This is a genomic window from Halomonas sp. 328, assembly GCF_015645095.1.
Taxonomy (GTDB): Bacteria; Pseudomonadota; Gammaproteobacteria; order Pseudomonadales; family Halomonadaceae; genus Bisbaumannia.
In genome coordinates, this window is the sequence record NZ_JADOTW010000003.1 from 163490 (window position 1) to 181973 (window position 18484).

The 18484-nt window shown below is 69.2% G+C and carries 16 protein-coding genes; 8 read left to right on the plus strand and 8 right to left on the minus strand.

Features of this window, described 5'->3' with window-relative positions:
• The first annotated feature begins 9 nt into the window (after positions 1-9).
• Positions 10-1692 (plus strand): ABC transporter permease, encoded by a 1683-nt coding sequence (locus IHD13_RS02375; RefSeq protein ID WP_195859426.1) that lies wholly within the window; start codon positions 10-12, stop codon positions 1690-1692.
• Positions 1689-2324 carry an ATP-binding cassette domain-containing protein gene (locus tag IHD13_RS02380; RefSeq protein WP_195859427.1) on the plus strand — a complete coding sequence of 212 codons (636 nt, stop codon included), beginning with the start codon at positions 1689-1691 and terminating at the stop codon, positions 2322-2324. Before IHD13_RS02375 ends, IHD13_RS02380 begins: the two co-directional genes overlap by 4 nt.
• 113 nt (positions 2325-2437) lie before the next feature.
• Here IHD13_RS02380 and IHD13_RS02385 read toward each other — a convergent pair whose 3' ends face one another.
• The 8 genes from IHD13_RS02385 to doeA form a co-directional block, all read right to left on the minus strand.
• Positions 2438-3118, minus strand: a complete 681-nt coding sequence (locus IHD13_RS02385; protein ID WP_195859428.1) for a haloacid dehalogenase type II — start codon at positions 3116-3118, stop codon at positions 2438-2440.
• A 113-nt stretch (positions 3119-3231) separates the two neighbouring features.
• A complete protein-coding gene (locus IHD13_RS02390) occupies positions 3232-4188 on the minus strand; it encodes a cyclodeaminase (protein ID WP_195859429.1) in 957 nt (318 codons plus the stop codon).
• 108 nt (positions 4189-4296) lie between these two features.
• Positions 4297-5319: a hydroxyectoine utilization dehydratase EutB gene (eutB, locus tag IHD13_RS02395; protein WP_195859430.1), complete on the minus strand. Its 1023-nt coding sequence runs from the start codon at positions 5317-5319 to the stop codon at positions 4297-4299.
• Positions 5320-5444: 125 nt separating this feature from the next.
• On the minus strand, positions 5445-6854 hold the full coding sequence (locus tag IHD13_RS02400; RefSeq protein ID WP_195859431.1) for an aspartate aminotransferase family protein: 1410 nt from the start codon (positions 6852-6854) through the stop codon (positions 5445-5447).
• A gap of 197 nt (positions 6855-7051) precedes the next feature.
• Positions 7052-8521: an NAD-dependent succinate-semialdehyde dehydrogenase gene (locus IHD13_RS02405; protein WP_146802955.1), complete on the minus strand. Its 1470-nt coding sequence runs from the start codon at positions 8519-8521 to the stop codon at positions 7052-7054.
• A gap of 191 nt (positions 8522-8712) precedes the next feature.
• Entirely contained in the window at positions 8713-9183 is a 471-nt protein-coding gene (locus tag IHD13_RS02410) for an Lrp/AsnC family transcriptional regulator (RefSeq protein ID WP_195859432.1), read from the minus strand.
• Between the two features lie 180 nt (positions 9184-9363).
• Entirely contained in the window at positions 9364-10395 is a 1032-nt protein-coding gene (doeB, locus tag IHD13_RS02415) for a N(2)-acetyl-L-2,4-diaminobutanoate deacetylase DoeB (RefSeq protein WP_195859433.1), read from the minus strand.
• 45 nt (positions 10396-10440) lie between these two features.
• A complete protein-coding gene (gene doeA, locus IHD13_RS02420) occupies positions 10441-11640 on the minus strand; it encodes an ectoine hydrolase DoeA (protein ID WP_195859434.1) in 1200 nt (399 codons plus the stop codon).
• A gap of 345 nt (positions 11641-11985) precedes the next feature.
• Between doeA and ehuR the strand changes: the two genes are divergently transcribed.
• The 6 genes from ehuR (at position 11986) to IHD13_RS02450 (ending at position 18357) form a co-directional block, all read left to right on the plus strand.
• Complete coding sequence (gene ehuR, locus IHD13_RS02425; protein WP_195859435.1) at positions 11986-13392, plus strand: MocR-like ectoine utilization transcription factor EhuR; 1407 nt, start codon at positions 11986-11988, stop codon at positions 13390-13392.
• Positions 13393-13402: 10 nt separating this feature from the next.
• Positions 13403-14338: a 2-hydroxyacid dehydrogenase gene (locus IHD13_RS02430; protein ID WP_195859436.1), complete on the plus strand. Its 936-nt coding sequence runs from the start codon at positions 13403-13405 to the stop codon at positions 14336-14338.
• A gap of 271 nt (positions 14339-14609) precedes the next feature.
• Positions 14610-15173: an isochorismatase family protein gene (locus IHD13_RS02435; protein WP_195859437.1), complete on the plus strand. Its 564-nt coding sequence runs from the start codon at positions 14610-14612 to the stop codon at positions 15171-15173.
• The gene (locus tag IHD13_RS02440) at positions 15170-16522 is read left to right on the plus strand and encodes a nicotinate phosphoribosyltransferase (protein ID WP_195859438.1); all 1353 of its coding nucleotides are present in this window, start codon (positions 15170-15172) and stop codon (positions 16520-16522) included. The genes IHD13_RS02435 and IHD13_RS02440 overlap by 4 nt, the downstream gene beginning before the upstream one ends.
• Before the next feature lie 105 nt (positions 16523-16627).
• Positions 16628-17317, plus strand: coding sequence for a hypothetical protein (locus tag IHD13_RS02445; protein ID WP_230086089.1), 690 nt, complete (start codon positions 16628-16630; stop codon positions 17315-17317).
• A 113-nt stretch (positions 17318-17430) separates the two neighbouring features.
• Complete coding sequence (locus tag IHD13_RS02450) at positions 17431-18357, plus strand: lysine exporter LysO family protein (RefSeq protein ID WP_195859440.1); 927 nt, start codon at positions 17431-17433, stop codon at positions 18355-18357.
• The last annotated feature ends 127 nt before the right edge of the window (positions 18358-18484 follow it).

An 18484-nucleotide genomic window follows, 5' to 3' on the forward strand; every position in this document is an offset into this window, starting at 1 on the left:
CACTCGGCCATGATCCTGCGCCTGGTTCCGCCCCTGATCGTCCTGCTGCTGGCCGGCCCCATCCTGGCCGGCCTGCTGATGGCGCTGCTGCCCGCCTTCGGCTACCTGCCGGCCCTCGGCGGCGATAGCCTGAGCCTCGCCCCCTGGCGGCAACTCTTCGACCAGCCCGGCATCTGGCGCTCCATGGCGGTCAGCTTCGCCAGCGGCCTGGCCACGACCGCGGTCTCCCTGGCCATCGTGCTGCTGTTCCTGGCGGCGGCCAGCGGCAGCCGCCTGGATCGCTGGATCCGCCGCCTGGTCTCGCCGCTGCTCTCCCTTCCCCATGCCGCGGCGGCCTTCGGCCTGGCCTTCCTGATCGCTCCCTCCGGGCTGTTGCTGCGGCTGGTCTCTCCCGGCCTCACCGGCTGGGAGCGCCCGCCGGACCTGCTGATCGTCCAGGATCCCTGGGGGCTCTCGCTGATGGCCGGCCTGATCCTCAAGGAGGTGCCCTTCCTTCTGCTGATGAGCCTGGCGGCGCTGCCCCAGCTCGACCCCCAGCGGCGCCTGGCCATGGCCCGCTCCCTGGGCTATCGGCCGACCCTGGCCTGGTTCAAGGTGGTGGCGCCGGCCCTCTATCCGCTGATCCGTCTGCCGGTCTATGCGGTGATCGCCTACGCCTCCTCGGTGGTGGACGTGGCCCTGATCCTCGGCCCCACCCTGCCTCCGGTGCTCAGCGTGTCGATCCTGCAGTGGTTCAACGACCCGGACCTCGATCGCCGCTTCCTGGCCTCCGCCGGCGCCATCCTGCAGCTGGGCCTCACCGCCAGCGCCCTGCTCACCTGGTGGGGCCTGGAACGCCTCGGGGCCTGGCTGATGCGCGGCTGGATCGCCCGGGGTGGCCGCCGCCGCGGCGAGGTGCCGCTGCGCCTGGCCGGCCGCGGCCTGATCCTGCTGACCACCCTGACCGCCTTCGTCGGGCTGGCCAGCCTGGCCCTCAACTCGGTGGCCGCCTTCTGGCGCTTTCCCGAGGCCTGGCCCCAGGGGCTGACCCTGCAACACTGGCTCCGGGTGCTGCCGCAGCTCGCCGACCCGCTCGCCTCCACCGCCCTTATCGCCCTCGGCGCCACCCTGCTGGCCCTGGTGCTGGTGCTGGCCGCCCTGGAGAACGAGCAGCGCATCGGCCACCGCCCCTCCCGGGCGCTGTGGCTGCTCTATCTGCCACTGATCGTGCCGCAGATCGCCTTCCTGTTCGGCCTGGTGGTGGTCATGGAGTACCTGGGCACCCGTCCCCACCACGGCCTGGTGATCTTCGGCCACCTGCTGTTCGTGCTGCCCTATGTCTACCTCTCCCTCGCCGAGGCCTACCGGCGCCTCGATCCGCGCTGGTCGCAGCTGGCCCGCACCCTGGGCGCCTCCCCCGGGTCGCTGTTCTGGCGGGTGCGCCTGCCCCTGCTGCTGGCCCCGATACTCACCGCCAGCGCCGTGGGCCTGGCGGTGAGCATCGGCCAGTACCTGCCCACCCAGTTGCTGGGCGCCGGACGCATCACCACCGTGACCACCGAGGCGGTGGCCCTGGCCGCCGGCGGCAACCGGCGCATCATCGGCGTCTGGGCCCTGGTCCAGGCCAGCCTGCCCCTGGTGGGCTTCACCCTGGCCGTGGGCCTGCCCCGGCTACTCTGGTCCCATCGACGCGGCATGCGAGACACCCTATGACCCAGACCCACCACCTCGCCCTCCATGACGTCTCCATCGCCCTCGACGGCGCCCTCCTGGTGGCACTGGATGCCCGGATCGGCCCCGGCGAGGTGCTTACCGTGATGGGCCCCTCGGGCTCCGGCAAGTCGACCCTGCTGGCCTACCTGGCGGGCTTCCTGGACGAGGCGTTCGCGGCCAGCGGCCAAGTGATCCTGGATGGCGTCGCCATCCAGGGGCTGCCCGCCGAGCGGCGCGGCATCGGCCTGCTGTTCCAGGACCCGCTGCTCTTTCCCCACCTCTCGGTGGCCGACAACCTGCGCTTCGGCCTGCCCCGCCACCGCCGCGACAAGCGCGCCCGGGTCGAGGCGGCCCTGGCCCATCTCGGTCTTGCGGACTTCGGGGATCGCGACCCGGCGACCCTCTCCGGGGGCCAGAAGGCGCGGGTGGCACTGATGCGCCTGCTGCTCTCCGAGCCCAGGGCGGTACTGCTCGACGAGCCCTTCTCCAAGCTCGATACCCAGCTGCGCCAGGAGATGCGCGACTGGGTCTTCGAACACCTGCGCGAGGCGGGCCTGCCCAGCCTGCTGGTGACCCACGATCACCAGGACGCCGAGGCCGCCGGGGGGCGCCTGATCGAGCTCTCGGTTTGAGGTCAGCGCTCGGCCGGGGGCTTCGTTCTCGGGAAGCGCCTCGATCGGCAGGATCGGATAGCGCACCGCCTGGAAGGCCTGGGCGATCAGGGTCGAGCAGATCACCCGGGACGTCAGTCGGCGAGACCGATCAGGCGTTCGGCCAGGCTCTCCAGGTCGGTAACCGTCAGGTCCGGCTCGCCCCCCCAGGGATCGAAGGGGGCCTCCGCCAGGCGCCGCACCCAGACCGCATGCAGGCCGGCATGGCGGGCACCGATCACGTCGAAGGGGTTGCTGGAGACCAGCCAGGTGGCCTCCGCCGGGGCCTCCAGGCGGTAACGCAGATGGGCATAGACGGCGGGGTCGGGCTTGAAGCGCTTGATCTCGTCGACGCTGACGATGTCGTCGAAGGCCTCGGCCAAGCCGGCCTGGGCCAGCAGCGCGGCCACCGTCTCCCGAGAACCGTTGGAGAAGGCCACGCAGGTGATGCCCGCCTGGCGCAGCCGCGCCAGGGCGGCGGCGGCCTCGGGATAGGCCGGCAGGCGGCCATAGTGGGTCATCAGGCGATCCAGCTGGAGCTCGCTGAGGGGGCCGCCGAAGGCGCGGTCGGTGAACTCCAGGGCCTCCCGGGTGCACTGGGCGAAATCCACGTAGGCGCCCATCAGGCCGCGGCGGAAGCTGTACTCCAGTTGCTTGTCCCGCCAGCGCTGGGAGAAGGCCAGGGCGCGATCGCCGAGCAGGTCCTCCAGCTCGGCGACCACCCCGTGGGGATCGATCAGGGTGCCATAGACATCGAAGGCGATAACCCGACGCATAGGATGTGACTCCAGGACAGTACAGGGTGCCATCCAGCATGGGCCAGCCCCGGCTCCGTCTCAAGGCGGCCGGGTCACGCCCAATCAACCGAGCCCGGGCCGGGGCCCGAGACTCAGTCGCCGACCCGGGCCAGGCGCGCCAGGGCGAAGTTGGCGATGGCGGTGTCCTGCACCCCGGTGCCGGTCAGGTCGCAGACGGTGATATCCCGGGGCGAACTGCGCAGCTCCCAGCCCTCGGCGATCACCCGCCCCAGTTCATAGACACGGAATGGCGGCTCGCCCCTCGCCGCCAGGGCCTTGAGCTCGCCGTTGCTCTCGCTCTGGGCCCGGCTATCGCAGACGAAGGCGCTGGCCAGGTGCAGCACCGACTCGTCCAGCTCCCGCTTGTCGGGGCCGTCCGAGCCCATGGCGGTGACATGCACCCCCTCGGGGAGCTCCCCGGCATGCAGGATGGGACGGCGCGATGGCGTAGTGGTGATCACGATATCCGCCGCGGCGCAGGCCGCGGCCACGCTGTCGTGGGCGCGGGCCTCGAGCCCCTGGCCCTCGAGGCAGCGAGTGAGGGCATCGGCCGCCTCGTGGCGCCGCGCCCAGACGTCCACCCGCTCGATCGGCCTCACCAGGCGTAGCGCCTGCACCTGCAGCTCGGCCTGCTCGCCGGCGCCCAGTACCGCCACCCGACGGCTGTCGGGACGCGACAGGTGCTTGGCGGCGATGGCCCCGGCCAGGGCGGTGCGTATCGCGGTCAGGTAGCCCTCGTCGAAGAGCACCGCCTCCACCAGGCCGGTCCGGGCGGAGAGCACCAGCATCAGGCCATTGAGGCTGGGCAGCCCCAGCCCGGGGTTGTCGAAGAAGCCGGGGCTGACCTTGATGGCGAAGCGCGCCGCGCCGCGGATATGGGCGGTCTTGACGTCCACCTCACCGTTGGCCTCCTCGATGGCCATGGAGAGGATCGGTGGCTGCACCACCTCGCCGCGCCCCAGGGCGGCGAAACCGTCCTCCACCGCCGCCAGGGCCTCGAGGTCCAGGCCCACGGCCTGGCGAATCGCATCTCGATAGAAAAGCTGCATCGCACTCCTCCTTTGCCAAACACAAAGCCGTCGCCAGAGTGACCCGCCGGCCGAGGGTCGCCACCAGGATAAGCGGCGCCGAGGGCCAGCAAGAGCCAAGCGTCATTATCAGGGACGAGAATGCCGAGCGCCCCCTGAGCTGGCCAGGGCCCGGGCGCGATCGAAGGTCTCGAGCGATACCCCGTTGCCGGAGAGGATCAGCGCCACCCGCTCGCCGCGGATCTCCAGCCCATGGGCCTCGATGGCCGCCAGGCCCACCGCCGCGGCGCCTTCCACCAGCAGCTTCTCCTCCTCCAGCAGGCGAACCATGGCCGCGGCGATGGCCGCCTCCGAGACCTGATAATGGTCGTCCATGACCCGTCGCACCAGGGCGAAGGTGCAGCGATTGTCGCGGCCGATGCCGCCACCCAGGGAGTCCGCCAGGCTCGCCACCTCTTCCACCTCGACGGGATGGCCGGCCCGCAGGCTCTCCCACATGGCCGCCCCCGCCGAGAGGCTGACCCCGGTGATCCGGGTGGCGGGGCGAATCGCCTTGATGGCGGCGCCGATACCGCCCAGCAGCCCGCCCCCGGAGAGCCCCACGATCACCCGATCGAGCGCCGGCTGGTCCTCCATCAGTTCCAGGCCGATGGTCGCCTGGCCGGCGACGATCCACGGATCGTCGAAGGGCGGGATCAGGGTCATGCCCTCCTCCGCCACCAGCCGCGCCACCTCCTCGAAGGCCGCGTCCTGGCTGGCACCACAGCGCCGCGCCTCGGCCCCCAGGTCACGGATGGCGGCGACCTTGTTGTCGGGCACCAGGCTCGAGAGGCAGATCACCGCCGGAATCCCCAGCTCGGCGGCGGCATACGCCACCGCCCGGCCATGGTTGCCGGTGGAAGCGGTGGTCACGCCCCGGGCCAGGGCTTCCCGGCCATGGCGCTCGATCAGGGCACCGAGCATATGGGTGGCGCCACGCAGCTTGAAGGCGCCGGTGGGCTGGCAGGTCTCCAGCTTGAGATAGACCTCGGCGTCGAAGCGCCGCGACAGCGCCCGGGAGCGGACCAGGGGCGTGCGCACCACCCGGCCCGCCAAACGTCGGCGGGCGGCATAGATCATCGCCAGGTCGATATCGGACTCGGATCGAGGCATGGGCGATTCACCTCCCGGAAATGCTTTCAGTATGGCGATGCCGGGCAAAGCCGCCACCGGCGCTCGTCACCGTCATAAAAAAGGCGCCGGGGGGAGCTCCCCCAGCGCCTGCCTGCTTGCTCGGCTTAGCTGGCCTTGAGTTCGCCGCTGCGGGTCAGCTCGTCGGCCACCTTGTCGACGGCACGCTTGGCGCGGGCCACCACCTCGTCCACTTCGGCGCGGCTGATGGTCAGCGGCGGCGCGAAGCCGAGGATGTCTCCCTGGGGCATGGCCCGGGCGATCAGGTTCTCGTCCATGGCCGCGGCGGCGATGCGCGGGCCGATCTTGAGGGCCGGGTCGAAGTGCTCGCGCTTGGCCGGGTTGGCGGAGAACTCCAGGGCCGCCAGCAGGCCCACACCACGCACGTTGCCGACGATGGGGTGATCGCCGAAGGCGGCCTGCATCTGGCTCTGCAGGTAGGCACCGGTCTCGGCGGCGTTCTGGGTCAGGCCCTCCCGCTCGATGATCGCCAGGTTGGCGAGGCCAGCGGCACAGCCCAGGGCATGGCCGGAGTAGGTCCAGCCGTGGCCGATGGGGCCAAACTCGCCGGTGCCCTGTTCCAGCACCTGCCAGACACGATCGCCGACGATCACCCCGGAGAGCGGCTGGTAGGCGCTGGTCAGGCCCTTGGCGACGGTGATCAGGTCCGGCTTGATGCCGTAGTGGTGGCTGCCGAAGTCGGCGCCGATGCGCCCGAAGCCGCAGACCACTTCATCGGCAATCAGCAGGACGTCGTACTTGGCCAGCACCGCCTGGATCGCCTCCCAGTAGCCTTCCGGCGGCGGCACGATGCCGCCGGTGCCCAGCACCGGCTCGCCGATAAAGGCGGCCACGGTCTCGGGGCCCTCGGCGAGAATCATCTCTTCCAGTTTCTGGGCGCAGTAGGCGGAGAACTCCCGCTCGGTCATGCCCTGCTGCTCGGCGGCCCGGTGGTAGTAGTAGGGCGCTTCGGTGTGGCGGATGGTCTCGATGGGCAGATCGAAGTGATCGTGGAAGGCCTTGAGCCCGGTCAGGGAGCCGGAGGCGATGCCCGAGCCGTGGTAGCCGCGCATCCGCGAGATCACCTTCTTCTTCTGCGGACGCCCCAGGACGTTGTTGTAGTAACGCACGATCTTCAGTTGGGTCTCGTTGGCGTCACTGCCGGACATGCCGTAGTAGACCTTGGACATGCCGGGGCCGGCCAGCTCGAGGATCTTCTCGGAGAGCTCGATCTGCGGCTCGTTGGAGTGGCCCACATAGGTGTGGTAGTAGGAGAGCTTCATGGCCTGCTCGTAGATGGCCTCCGCCACCTCGCTGCGGCCATAGCCGATGTTCACGCAGTAGAGCCCGGCGAAGCCGTCGATGAACTCGCGGCCGTCCTTGTCGACGATGGTGATGCCCTGACCGCCGGTGATCACCCGGCCCGGCGCATCGCCATGGGCGAAGTCGCGCAGGTGGGTGGAGGCGTGGAAGGTGACCTTGCGGTCGCGGTCGATCAGTTGCTGATGCAGGCTCATGGCTGTTCTCTCTTGGCTAGGCTCCCCGGCGTCCCGCCGGGGAGAATGTTCATCGAATTCAATAAAACCACTCATCTCGAGGGCTCTGCGAGCGAAGACCAGACAAGGCGGATCTTGATGAGAACAGCGGAGTTTACGTTCTGTAAATGAGCATGTTCGAATCAAGAGCCAACGCCGTATGGCCGAGCGCAGCAAGCTCAACTACCAGAGACGGAGCCCAGGGCCCCCAGGCAGTAGTACTTGGTCTCCAGGTATTCGTCGATCCCGGTGTTGCCGCCCTCGCGGCCCAGCCCGGACTGCTTGACGCCGCCGAAGGGCACGGGGGGGCCGGTCATCTTCACCGAGTTGACGCTGACCATGCCGTATTCGAGGGCCCGAAGCAGCTTCCAGATACGGCGAATGTCATGGGTGTAGACATAGGCCGCCAGACCATACTCGGTATCGTTGGCCAGCTCGATCACCTCGTCGTCATCGCCATAGGCGGTCACGCCGGCCACCGGAGCGAAGTTCTCCTCGCGCCACACCTTCATCTTCGGCGTCACCCCGGTGAGCAGGGTGGGCACGAAAAAGTTGGGGCCCGGGGCCTGGGACTGGTCGCCGGCCACCAGGGTGGCGCCCTGGGAGAGGGCGTCGTCGACGATGGCCGAGGCCTTGTCCACCGCCTGGCCGTGGATCAGCGGGCCCAGGTCCACCTCCGGCTCCAGGCCGTTGCCCAGGGTCAGGGCCGCCATGCGACTGGCGAAGTGGGCCACGAAGTCGTCATGGATCGACTCGTGGACCAGGATACGGTTGGCCGCCAGGCAGTCTTGCCCCGCGGTCTGGAACTTGGCCGCCACGGCGGCGAAGGCCGCCTCCCTGGGGTCCATGTCCGGGCCGACGATAAAGGGCGCGTTGCCGCCCAGCTCCAGGGAGACCCGCTTGACGGTAGGAGCGCTCTGTTCCAGCAACAGGCGTCCGACCCGGGTGGAGCCGGTGAACGACAGCGCCTTGACCCGTGCCTCGGCACACAGGATCTCCGATACCTCGGCGGGCTCGCCCAGCACCACATTGAAGATGCCGGCGGGGATCCCGGCGCGCTCGGCGAGCTCGGCCAGGGCCAGCGCCGAGAAGGGCGTCTCGCCGGCGGGCTTGACGATCACCGGGCAGCCGGCGGCCAGGGCCGCGGCGGCCTTGCGGGTGATCATCGCCAGCGGGAAGTTCCAGGGCGTGATCAGGGCGGCGATGCCCACCGGCTCCTTGAGGGTGCCCAGGGCGGCATTGGGAATATGGCTGGGAATGGTCTCGCCATAGGTGCGCTTGCCCTCCTCGGCGAACCAGCGCACGAAGCTGGCGCCATACTCCACCTCGCCGCGGGCGTCGGGCAGCGGCTTGCCCTGCTCCCGGGTCATGATGATGGCCAGGTCCTCGCGGTTGGCCTGAATCAGGTCGTACCAGGCCAGCAGGCGCTCGCAGCGCTCGTCGGCGCGCAGCGCCCGCCAGTGCACGAAAGCGGCCTCGGCGGCATCCACGGCGCCGCGGATCTGCTCGGCTTCCAGCCAGGGAATATGCCCCAGGGTCTCGCCGGTGGCGGGATCCACCACGGCCTCCTCGCGGCCGCCATCGCCATGGGTCCACTTGCCGTTCACGTAGGCATGCTGGCGCAGTAGGCGCGGATCGTTGAGCTTCATGGGTCACCTCCCCTGACGACGTGGCGGCGGGCCGCCACGGTGGTCGAATCACGTCGACGGCATCGAACCGTCCATGTGCTCAGGGTAAGGGCTAGGGGCGAGGGAGACTTTTCGATAGGGCCGCGGGATGATGCGGTTTTTTTTGTCTCCCGGCGGGCCACAGGAAGTTTTTCTGGGCCCGTCGACGAAGGCTATTGGGGCGCCAGCTCCAGGGGCGGCGGCGCCTGTTTGACCTGCTTGGTGACGATATAGGTGAAGTAGCGCTCGATCCCCACCTCGGAGGTGAGCCAGCCGTCGATCAGCCGCTGGTAGGCATCGATGGAGTCCGCCTCCACCTTGAGCAGGTAGTCGACGCCGCCGCCCACCGCCACGCACTCGGTGACCTCGGGGGTGTCGCGCACCACCTTCTCGAAGCGCTGGAAGCTCTCGGCGTTATGGGCCTTGAGCTCCACCTGGACCCAGACCGGGGTGCGCTTGACCAGCACCCGGGCATTGATCCGCGCCCCATAGCCCTCGATGATGCCGGCCTTCTCGAGGCGCTTGACCCGCTCCCAGCAGGGGCTGACCGAGAGGTTGATGCACTCGGCCAGGCGCGACTTGGTGATGCGGCCATCCCTGGCCAGGATCTCGAGGATCTTCAGATCGTAACGGTCAAGCTTCATTAGGCTCCTCGGCCAAGCTCTCACAGTAGGAATCGCTGAGGGGCGCCGGGGACGGACTAGAGCAAAGCGTCATTATCAGGGACGAGAATGCCGAGCGCCCATGGACGGGTTTATCGCGCTTTGCGAGGGTCCGGCCTTCCGGGGCCGTCCCCAGGGTAGCCCCGGGGATAACAGTGGTGGTCAGGCCTCGAGTCGGTCGACGACCTCGGCGATCACCGCGATGGTGTCCCCCATATTGACCCGTGCGGGGAAACGACGTGCCACCAGCATACCATCGCGGCCGGCATGGTACTCCACCGGGGCCGCGCCGGTGCGGGTCAGGTCATACACTCGGGCGAGCAGTTGGCCCCGGGTCACCCGCTCGCCGAGTGCCACGGTGAGCTCCAGCAGGCCGCTGTGCTCGCTCTGCACATAGCAGCTGGCATCGGGCATATCCACATAGACCTGGGGCTCGGCGGGGGGCGTCACCTCACCGTCCATCAACCCGAAATGGATCAGGAAGTTCCGGATGCCGCGCTCGGTGATGGCCATCCGCTCCGGGGTGGTGGTGCCGCCGCCGCCCAGCTCGGTGGCCACGAACACCTTGCCCTGGCTCTCCACCGCGGTATCGAAGAGCTTGGTGGCATCGAGCTCGAACATCAGCATGGCGGTGGGGGCGCCGAAGGCGATGGCGCCCTCCAGGGCGCGGCGCTGCAGGGCCTTGTCCTCCAGGTGGTGGGAGGCGGCGAAGGGCACGATATCCAGGGTGCTGCCGCCGGAGTGGAGGTCGAGCACCACGTCGGAGAGCGGTACCAGCTCACGGGTGAAGTAGTCGGCGATCTGCTCGGTGACGCTGCCGTCCGGGTCGCCGGGGAAGCTGCGGTTGAGGTTGCCGCCATCCAGGGGCGAGGTGCGCTTGCCGGCCTGGGCCGCCGGGGCATTCATGGTCGGCACGATGATCACCCGGCCCTGGATATCCTCGGCCTTGAGCTCACTGGCCAGCTTGAGCAGGGCGGTGATGCCCTCGTATTCGTCGCCGTGGTTGCCGCCGGTGAGCAGGGCGGTGGGACCCTCGCCATTCTTGATCACGGCGATGGGGATCATCACCGCCCCCCAGGCCGAGTCGTCGTTGGAGATCGGCAGCTTCAGGTAGCCATGCTGGACGCCCTCCGCGGTGAAATCCACGGTGGCGGAAATGGGGCTAGGCCGCATTCGGCTGGGACGCTGGGTCATGGTCTAGGACTCCTTGTTCTCTTCAAGCGCTGGCGGATCTAGCGCCTAGCGGACAAATAGCTGACGCGGGAAGTTGGCCAGGGTCTCGCAGCCGGTCTCGGTAATCAGGATGCTCTCGGTGATCTCCAGGCCCCACTCATCCTCCCAGAGCCCCGGCATGAAATGGAAGGTCATGCCGGGCTCGAGGATGGTCTCGTCGGAGGGACGCAGGCTCATGGTGCGCTCGCCCCAGTCCGGCGGGTAGCTGATGCCGATGGGGTAGCCGCAGCGGGCGCCGCCGCGGTCGAAGCCGTACTTGTCCATGGCCGCGCCCAGGGCCATGGCGATGTCCGCGGTGCGGTTGCCGGGCTTGGCCACCGCCAGGCCGTTCTCGATGCCCTCGAGCAGCGCCGATTCGGCGCGGATGAAGTCCTGGGGCGGCTTGCCCAGGAAGACGGTGCGCGACATCGGCGCGTGGTAGCGCTTGTAGACCCCGGCGATCTCGAAGAAGGTGCCCTCGCCCCGGCGGAAGGGGGTGTCGTCCCAGGTCAGGTGAGGCGCCGCCGCGTCCTTGCCGGTGGGCAGCATGGGCACGATGGCCGGGTAGTCGCCGCCGAATACCCGGCCACTCGGGTCGGTCCAGCCTTCGATACCGACCCGGTAGATCTCCGAGACCAGCTTGCTCTTGGGCAGCCCCGGCTCGATCACCTCGAGAATCCGGGTATGCATGCCCTCGACGATCTTCGCCGCCACCCGCATGTACTCCACCTCACGGGGCGACTTGATGGCCCGGCACCAGTTGACCAGGGAGTTGGCGTCCAGGAAGCGGGCATGGGGCAACTCCCGCAACAGGCTCTGGTAGGCCTTGGCGGAGAAGTAGTAGTTGTCCATCTCCATGCCGATCACCCCCTGGTGCCAGCCGCGGTCGGGGATGATCGACTGGGCCAGGTAATCCATGGGGTGCATGTCCGGATTCTGCACATAGTAATCCGGGTAGTAGGTGATGTTGTCCGGATCCATCCAGCAGGTGCGCAGGGCCCCATTGGCATCCATGCGCCGGCCATACCAGACCGGCTCGCCCTCCAGACCCAGCAGCACGCACTGGTGCACATAGAAGGACCAACCGTCATAGCCGGTCAGCCAGGCCATGTTGGAGGGATCGCTGATCAGCAGCATATCGATCCCCCGATTGGCCATCTCGGTACGCACCTTCCACAGGCGGTTGGCGTACTCCTCACGGGTAAAGGGCAGTGAAACCTCGATCATGGCGTCGTGAAATCCATCGAAGATCGCCGAAACCGGTCGGCCCTCCATTGATGGCCGCCGAGCCGCTGGGTGCCTCTAGGAAACGTTGATTTATTGCTGCGCTCGATATCTTGACCACTGGCGGTGCTCGAAATCCTCACCTAGTACCGCCTAGGCTCTGGTTTCTGTGCTCCGGCAGCGGCCAACCTCTCTTCGCTCGCGACGTAAGTCAGCCGTTCCCTAGCAAACCGGGGGTTATAATTGTCATGATTTTTCATAACATTTTGCATGACAATTGCCGGTCAATCACCTTAGGGTGGATACTAGCATTGGCGCCGAGCTCCCCGTCAAAGGCTTTATTGGATCATGACAATTGACCTGACTCCCTACCTCAGTAACGAGGGCCCCAAGTACCTGGATATCGCCCAGGCCCTGGCCGAGGCGATCCGCCAGGGCGAGCTGCCCCCGGGCAGCCGGCTGCCGCCCCACCGCCAGCTGGCCGAGGCCCTGGGCGTCAGCGTGCAGACGGTCTCCCGAGCCTATGCCCAGGCCGAGAAACTGGGCCTGGTGCAGGCCCGGGTAGGGAGCGGCACCTGGGTCAATGCCCTGGACGATGCCCGGGAGTCGGAGTATCTGCGCAGCCCCGAGCCGCGCCTGGAGAACCCGCTGATCGATCTCTCCATCGCTCACCCGGTCTGCCCGCCCCGCCATCATCGACGCTTCCGCGACGCCCTGGTGGAGCTGGCCGAGCGCGCGCATCCCGATGTGCTGGCCGCCAACCGCCCCATCGCCGGCCTGTCCCACCAGCGCGAGCGCGCCAACGACTGGCTGCTGGGGCGCCTCAAGGTCCCCGGCGGCGTCGAGGAGCGCATCCTCTGCAACGGCGCCGCCCATGGCCTGATGCTGGCCATCGCCACCGTGGTCCAGCACGGCGACCTGGTATTGACCGAGGCCCTGACCGATCACGGCCTGATCGCCCTCTCCCGCACCCTGGGCTTTCAGCTGCGCGGCATCACCATCGATGCGGAGGGCGTGGTCCCCGAGGCCCTGGAGGCCGCCTGCCGGCGCTTTCGCCCCCGGGCGGTGTGCCTGACCCCCACCCAGCTCAACCCCACCGGCGCCACCATGAGCGAGGCACGCCGCGACGCCGTGGCGGAGGTGCTGGCGCGCCACGGGGTCTGGCTGATAGAGGATGACGTCCATGCCCTGCTGGAGCCCCCCGGCCTGACGCCGCTCTGTGCCCGCCTGCCCCGCCAGGGCTTTCATGTCACCAGCCTGACCAAGGCGACCCTGCCGGGACTGCGCGCCGGCTACCTGAGCGTGCCCCGCCAGCAGGTCCATCACACCCTGCCGCGGCTGCGCGCGACCAGCTGGATGGCCACGCCGTTGATCTTCGAGCTGGCCGACCTGTGGCTGGCCGACGGCACCCTGGAGACCCTCGCCCTGGAGCAGCGCGAGTTGCTCGCCGAGCGCCAGCGCCTGGCCGCCGGGATCTTCGCCGGCCACCCCTTCCAGTCGCGGCCCAGCAGCCTGCACTTATGGCTCTCCCTGCCCCAGGCGTGGCGCGCCGAAGAGCTGCAGCAGCAGGCCGAGCAGGAGGGGCTATCCATCACCACGGCGGTGCCCTTCATGGTGGAACAGACCCCGCCGCCCCGGCGAGTGCGCCTGAGCCTGGGGGCGGAGCAGGATATCGATCGGCTGCGCGAGGGCCTGACTCGGCTATCGGCCTTGCTGGAGGAGGCCCCGCCCCCCATGATGCAGATCGTCTACTAAGGAGGTGTTGATGAAGGTCCTGGTCCATAGCGATGACGCCGAACGGTGGCGCGATGCCCTGACCCGAAGGCTGCCCGGCGCGGCGGTAGTGACCAGCGCCGCCCCCGCGGCGGAGCGCCGCGACGCCGACTACCTGGTGGCCTGGAAACCCGGCGCGGCCCTGCTTCGCGAACAGACCCGCCTCAAGGGCATCGTCAACCTGGGGGCCGGGGTGGATGCCCTGCTCGGCAACCCCGGCCTGCCGGCGGACGTGCCCATCGTCAAGCTACGCGACGCCGGCATGGCGGGCCCCATCGCCGACTATGTGTGCTACGGGGTGCTGCACTTCCAGCGCGACTTCGACCGCTACGGCCGCCAGCAGGCCCGCGCCGAGTGGCGCGAACACGCCATGGTGGACAAGGCCGACTGGCCGGTGGGAGTGCTGGGGCTGGGGGCCATCGGCGCCAGGGTGGCCGAGACCCTGGCCGCCGACGGCTTCCCGGTGCACGGCTGGAGCCGCACCCCCAAGGCGCTGGCCGGCATCGCGTGCCACCATGGCGAGGCCGGGCTCGAGGCCCTGCTGGGCGAGGTGATGAGCCTGGTGCTACTGCTGCCGGATACCCCGGCCACTGACCGGCTGATCGATGCCCGGGCCCTGGCACGCCTGCCGGAAGGGGCCAGCCTGATCAACCCCGGCCGCGGCCGCCTGATCGACGAGGCGGCGCTGCTCGCGGCCCTGGGGCCCGGCGACGCCGAAGGCCGGCTGCGCGGCGCCATCCTCGATGCCTTCCCGGAGGAACCGCTGCCCGCCGACAGTCCACTCTGGACGCATCCGCGTATCTGGGTGACGCCCCATATGGCCGGCCCCACCCCCCTGGGCGCGGCCCTGGATCAGGTCGTGGAAAGCCTCGAGGCCTTCGAGGCGGGGCGCCCCCAGGCCACCGTGGATCCCGCCGCCGGCTATTGATATCCCGTTTTCCCCTGGGCTCGGTCGACGGCTTGGGATGTTGGTGAATCGAGATGGCCTTGCTGGAATTGCTAAGGGGCGCTGGGGGTAGGATGGAGCGGGGGTTTTTTGCCAGGGATGGCAAAAGTAGCGCCCAAGGAGGGGTTTACAGCGCCCCGCGACGGCCTACCCCCAGGTTAGCCCCGAGCCTCGAGATCAGAAGGCCCCTACACAGCACCGCCGACGCGGCGTAGGCTGATAGGTACACGCCAGGAGACTCGGGAGGCTTCCCATGACTCGCGTGACCTATGGCCCCGACACCGCCCTGCTGGTGGTGGATATGCAGAACGACTTCTGCGAGGGCGGCGCCCTGGCCGTGGCGGGTGGCGATGCCCTGGTCCCCGCCATCAATGCCGAGATGGCCGCCGCCGACGAGGCCGGCGCCCGGGTGGTGGCCAGCCGCGACTGGCACCCCCTGGAGCACGTCAGCTTCCGGGAACAGGGCGGCCCCTGGCCGCCCCACTGCATCCAGGACACCCTCGGTGCCGCCTTCCATCCCGACCTGGTCCTGCCCGAGGGGACGGTGCGGGTCAGCAAGGCCTGCGCCTTCGATAGCGACGCCTACTCCGCCTTCGATGGCACCGGCCTGGCCGGCTTCCTGCAACGCCATGCCGTGCGCCGGGTGGTGGTCTGCGGCCTGGCCCTGGACGTCTGCGTCCGCGCCACCGCCCTGGACGCCGCGGCGGCGGGCTTCGCCACCGTGCTGCTGGCCGACGCCAGCGCGGCGGTGGCGCCCTCGGGCCGCCAGGCCTGCCTCGATGAGCTGCGCCACGCCGGCGTCGAGGTGCTCGAATGAGCGCGCCCCTCGACGTCTCGGAGGCGGAGCTGGCCCTGCTCACCGACCTCTACCAGTTGACCATGACCCAGGCCTACTGGAAGGAGGCGATGCACGAGCGGGCCACCTTCAGCCTCTTCTTCCGCCGGCTGCCGCCCACCCGACGCTTTATGCTGGCCTGCGGCCAGCAGCACGCCGCGGCCCGGGTGGCCCGGCTGCGCTTCGGCGAGGCCCAACTGGCCCTACTGGCCGCCACCGGGCACTTCGAGGCGGCCTTCCTCGACTGGCTCGGGGAGTGGCGCTTCACCGGGGAGATCCGCACCCTGCCGGAGGGCACCCCGGTGTTCGCCGACGAACCGCTCCTCGAGGTGGAGGCCCCCATCGCCGAGGCCCAGTTGCTGGAGAGCCTGCTGATGAACCTGGTGCAGCTGGAGACGCTGCTGGCCTCCAAGGCGGTGCGCCTGCTGATCGCTGCCCGGGGCCGCCCGGTGGTGGACTTCGGCCTGCGCCGCATGCATGGCATCGATGCCGCCGTGCGCGGGGTGCGCGCCTACCGCAGCGCCGGCCTGGAGGGCACCAGCAATGTGCTGGGCGGCCTGCGCCACGACCTGCCGCTGCGCGGCACCATGGCGCACAGCTATATCCTTGCCCACGACGACGAGACCGCGGCCTTCGCCGCCTTCGCCCGTCACTACCCGAACACCACCCTGCTGGTGGACACCCACGACACTCTGGCCGGGGTCGACTGGCTGGTCGCCCTGCTGGCCGCCGAGCCCGGGCTCTCGGTGGCGGCCATTCGCCTCGATTCCGGTGACCTGGGCGCCCTGGCCAGGGGTGCCCGACAACGGCTCGATGCGGCGGGCCATGGAGACGTGAAGATCATCGCCAGCAGCGGCCTGGACGAGTGGCGGATCGCCGACCTGCTGGCCCAGGGCGCCCCCATCGACGCCTTCGGCGTCGGCACCCAGCTGGGGGTCAGCGCCGATGCCCCGGTGATCGACCTCTCCTACAAGCTGGTGGCCTATGCCGGCCGGCCACGGGTCAAGCACTCTCCCGGCAAGATCAGCCTGCCCGGCGCCAAGCAGGTCTATCGACGCCGGGACGCCGAGGGCCGCCTGGTCGGCGATACCCTGGCCCGCCACGACGAAGCAGGCATCGAGGGCGCCCCCCTGCTGGTGCCCCTGGTGAAGGAGGGAGGCGTCGACGACGAGCTGATAGCCCTGGCCGATAGCGCCCGGGAGCGGGTCGCCGCGGCCCTGGCGGCCCTGCCCGCCTCGCTCCGATGCCTCGCGCCCCGGGAGGCCCCGGAGGACGACTACCCGGTCACACTGAGCCCGGGGCTGGAGCGGCTGCGTCAAGAGATCGGCTAACGTCACGGCGAAACGTGCAGAGAGTGAGCAATGTCGCGCTTGGTGGGAACGCGGTGACGAGGCGAGACTCTTAGTTCGGCCCCCACCCCAGGGAAAGGAGTCACCATGTACTACCCGTCTCGAAGCCACCCGACCATTTGGCTCATGTCGGCCCTGCTGGTGACGGCCCTGCTGGCCGCCGCCCCGGCCCGGGCCGATGCGCTAGAGCCGCGCCCCTTCGTCGCCGATTACCGCCTGGAGGTCAGCGGCTGGCCCAATGCCCGGGTCAGCCATCGGCTGAGCCGCCACGGCGACTGGTGGGAGAGCGAAATGCGAGCCGGCATCCGCCTGGCCTCCGGCCACGAGCGCAGCCGCTTTCGTCTGGACGGCGAGAGCCTGGCCGCCAGCGCCTACAGCAGCGGCTACCGCCTGATGGGCATCGGCGGCACCTACCGCCTGGGACACGACGACCTGCGCGAGCTGCCCGACCGCCAGGCGGCGCTGATCGAGCTCTCCCGGCGCGCCGCCAACGGCCACTGCCAGGCCGAGCCCCCCTGTACGATTCGCTTCGTCGATCACAAGGGCCGCGAGGAGCGCCTCGATTACCGCCCCCTGCCCTCCGCTCCCCAGCGACTGCCCGACGGCGAGACGCTGGACGCCCTGCGCCTGGAGGCCTGGAATCCGGAGACCCCGGAGCGCCGCCTGCTCTTCGCCTTCCACCCCCGGCTGCCCGGCCTGCTGCTGGACGTGGAGTACCGACGGGACGGAGAACGCCAGAGCCGCATGCGACTGGAGGCCCTGGAGATCCAGGAGTGAATAGCCAGTAGACCGACTTATCGGGCATCAGGGAAAATCATTTCTTTTTATTTGCACCCATCGCTAAAGTAGGCCCCTTTTCCGGGGCGCCAGCCCCCTGCGATGGAGATGTCATGCTTGCCGGCCTGCTGATCGTGCTGCTGCCCCTGCTGCTGGGCTACCTGGTACCGGTGCGCCATACCGGGCTGCTGGGGTGGATCAACCGCGGGGTGAGCGCCTCGGTCTATGTGATCCTGCTGCTGATGGGGGTCGGCCTGGCGGGCCTGGAGAACCTGGCCAGCCAGCTATCGCGGATGGGCGGCCAGGCCCTGACCCTCTTCGCGGTGACCGCCGCCTGTAACCTGCTGGCCCTGTGGTGGCTCTCCCGCCGCCTGGGGCTGACCGCCGGCACCTCCCGGGTGGTGGACGGTGCCCCGACCAGCAAGCTGGCCGCCCTCGGCGGCTCCCTGGCCCTGGTCGGCGTGGTGATCCTCGGCGTGGTGGTGGGGCTGATCGCGGGCGCCTGGCTCGGCGAGGCGCTGTTCCTGCGGGCCGAGACCCTGGCCGAGTGGGTGCTCTATGCCCTGCTGGCCTTGATCGGCTGCCAGCTCAGGAACTCCGGCATGCCGCTGCGACAGATCCTGCTCAATCGCTTCGGCCTGGCCATCGCCACCACCCTGGCGGCGAGCTCCCTGCTGGCGGGCCTGCTGGCCGCGCCCCTGCTGGGCCTGGGCTGGGGCGAGGGCCTGGCCATGGCCGCCGGCTTCGGCTGGTACTCCCTCTCGGCGATCCTGATCGGCGACCAGCTCGGCCCCCTGCTCGGCGGCGTGGCCTTCTTCAACGACCTGGCCCGGGAACTGCTGGCCTTCCTGCTGATCCCGCTGCTGATCCGTCGCCATACGGCCCTGGCCATCGGCTATGGCGGCGCCACCTCCATGGACTTCACCCTGCCGGTGATCCAGCAACACGGCGGCGTGGCCTGCGTGCCCATCGCCGTGGTCAGCGGGTTTATTCTCTCGCTGCTCTCACCCCCGCTGATCCTGTTCTTCCTCTCCCTATAATCTACTGGTGAAGCGGCTTGCCTCTCTCGTCACTCTTGCCAAGTTCGCCGCCGCTGATCCTGTTCTTCCTCTCCCTATAATCTACTGGTGAAGCGGCTTGCCTCTCTCGTCACTCTTGCCAAGTTCG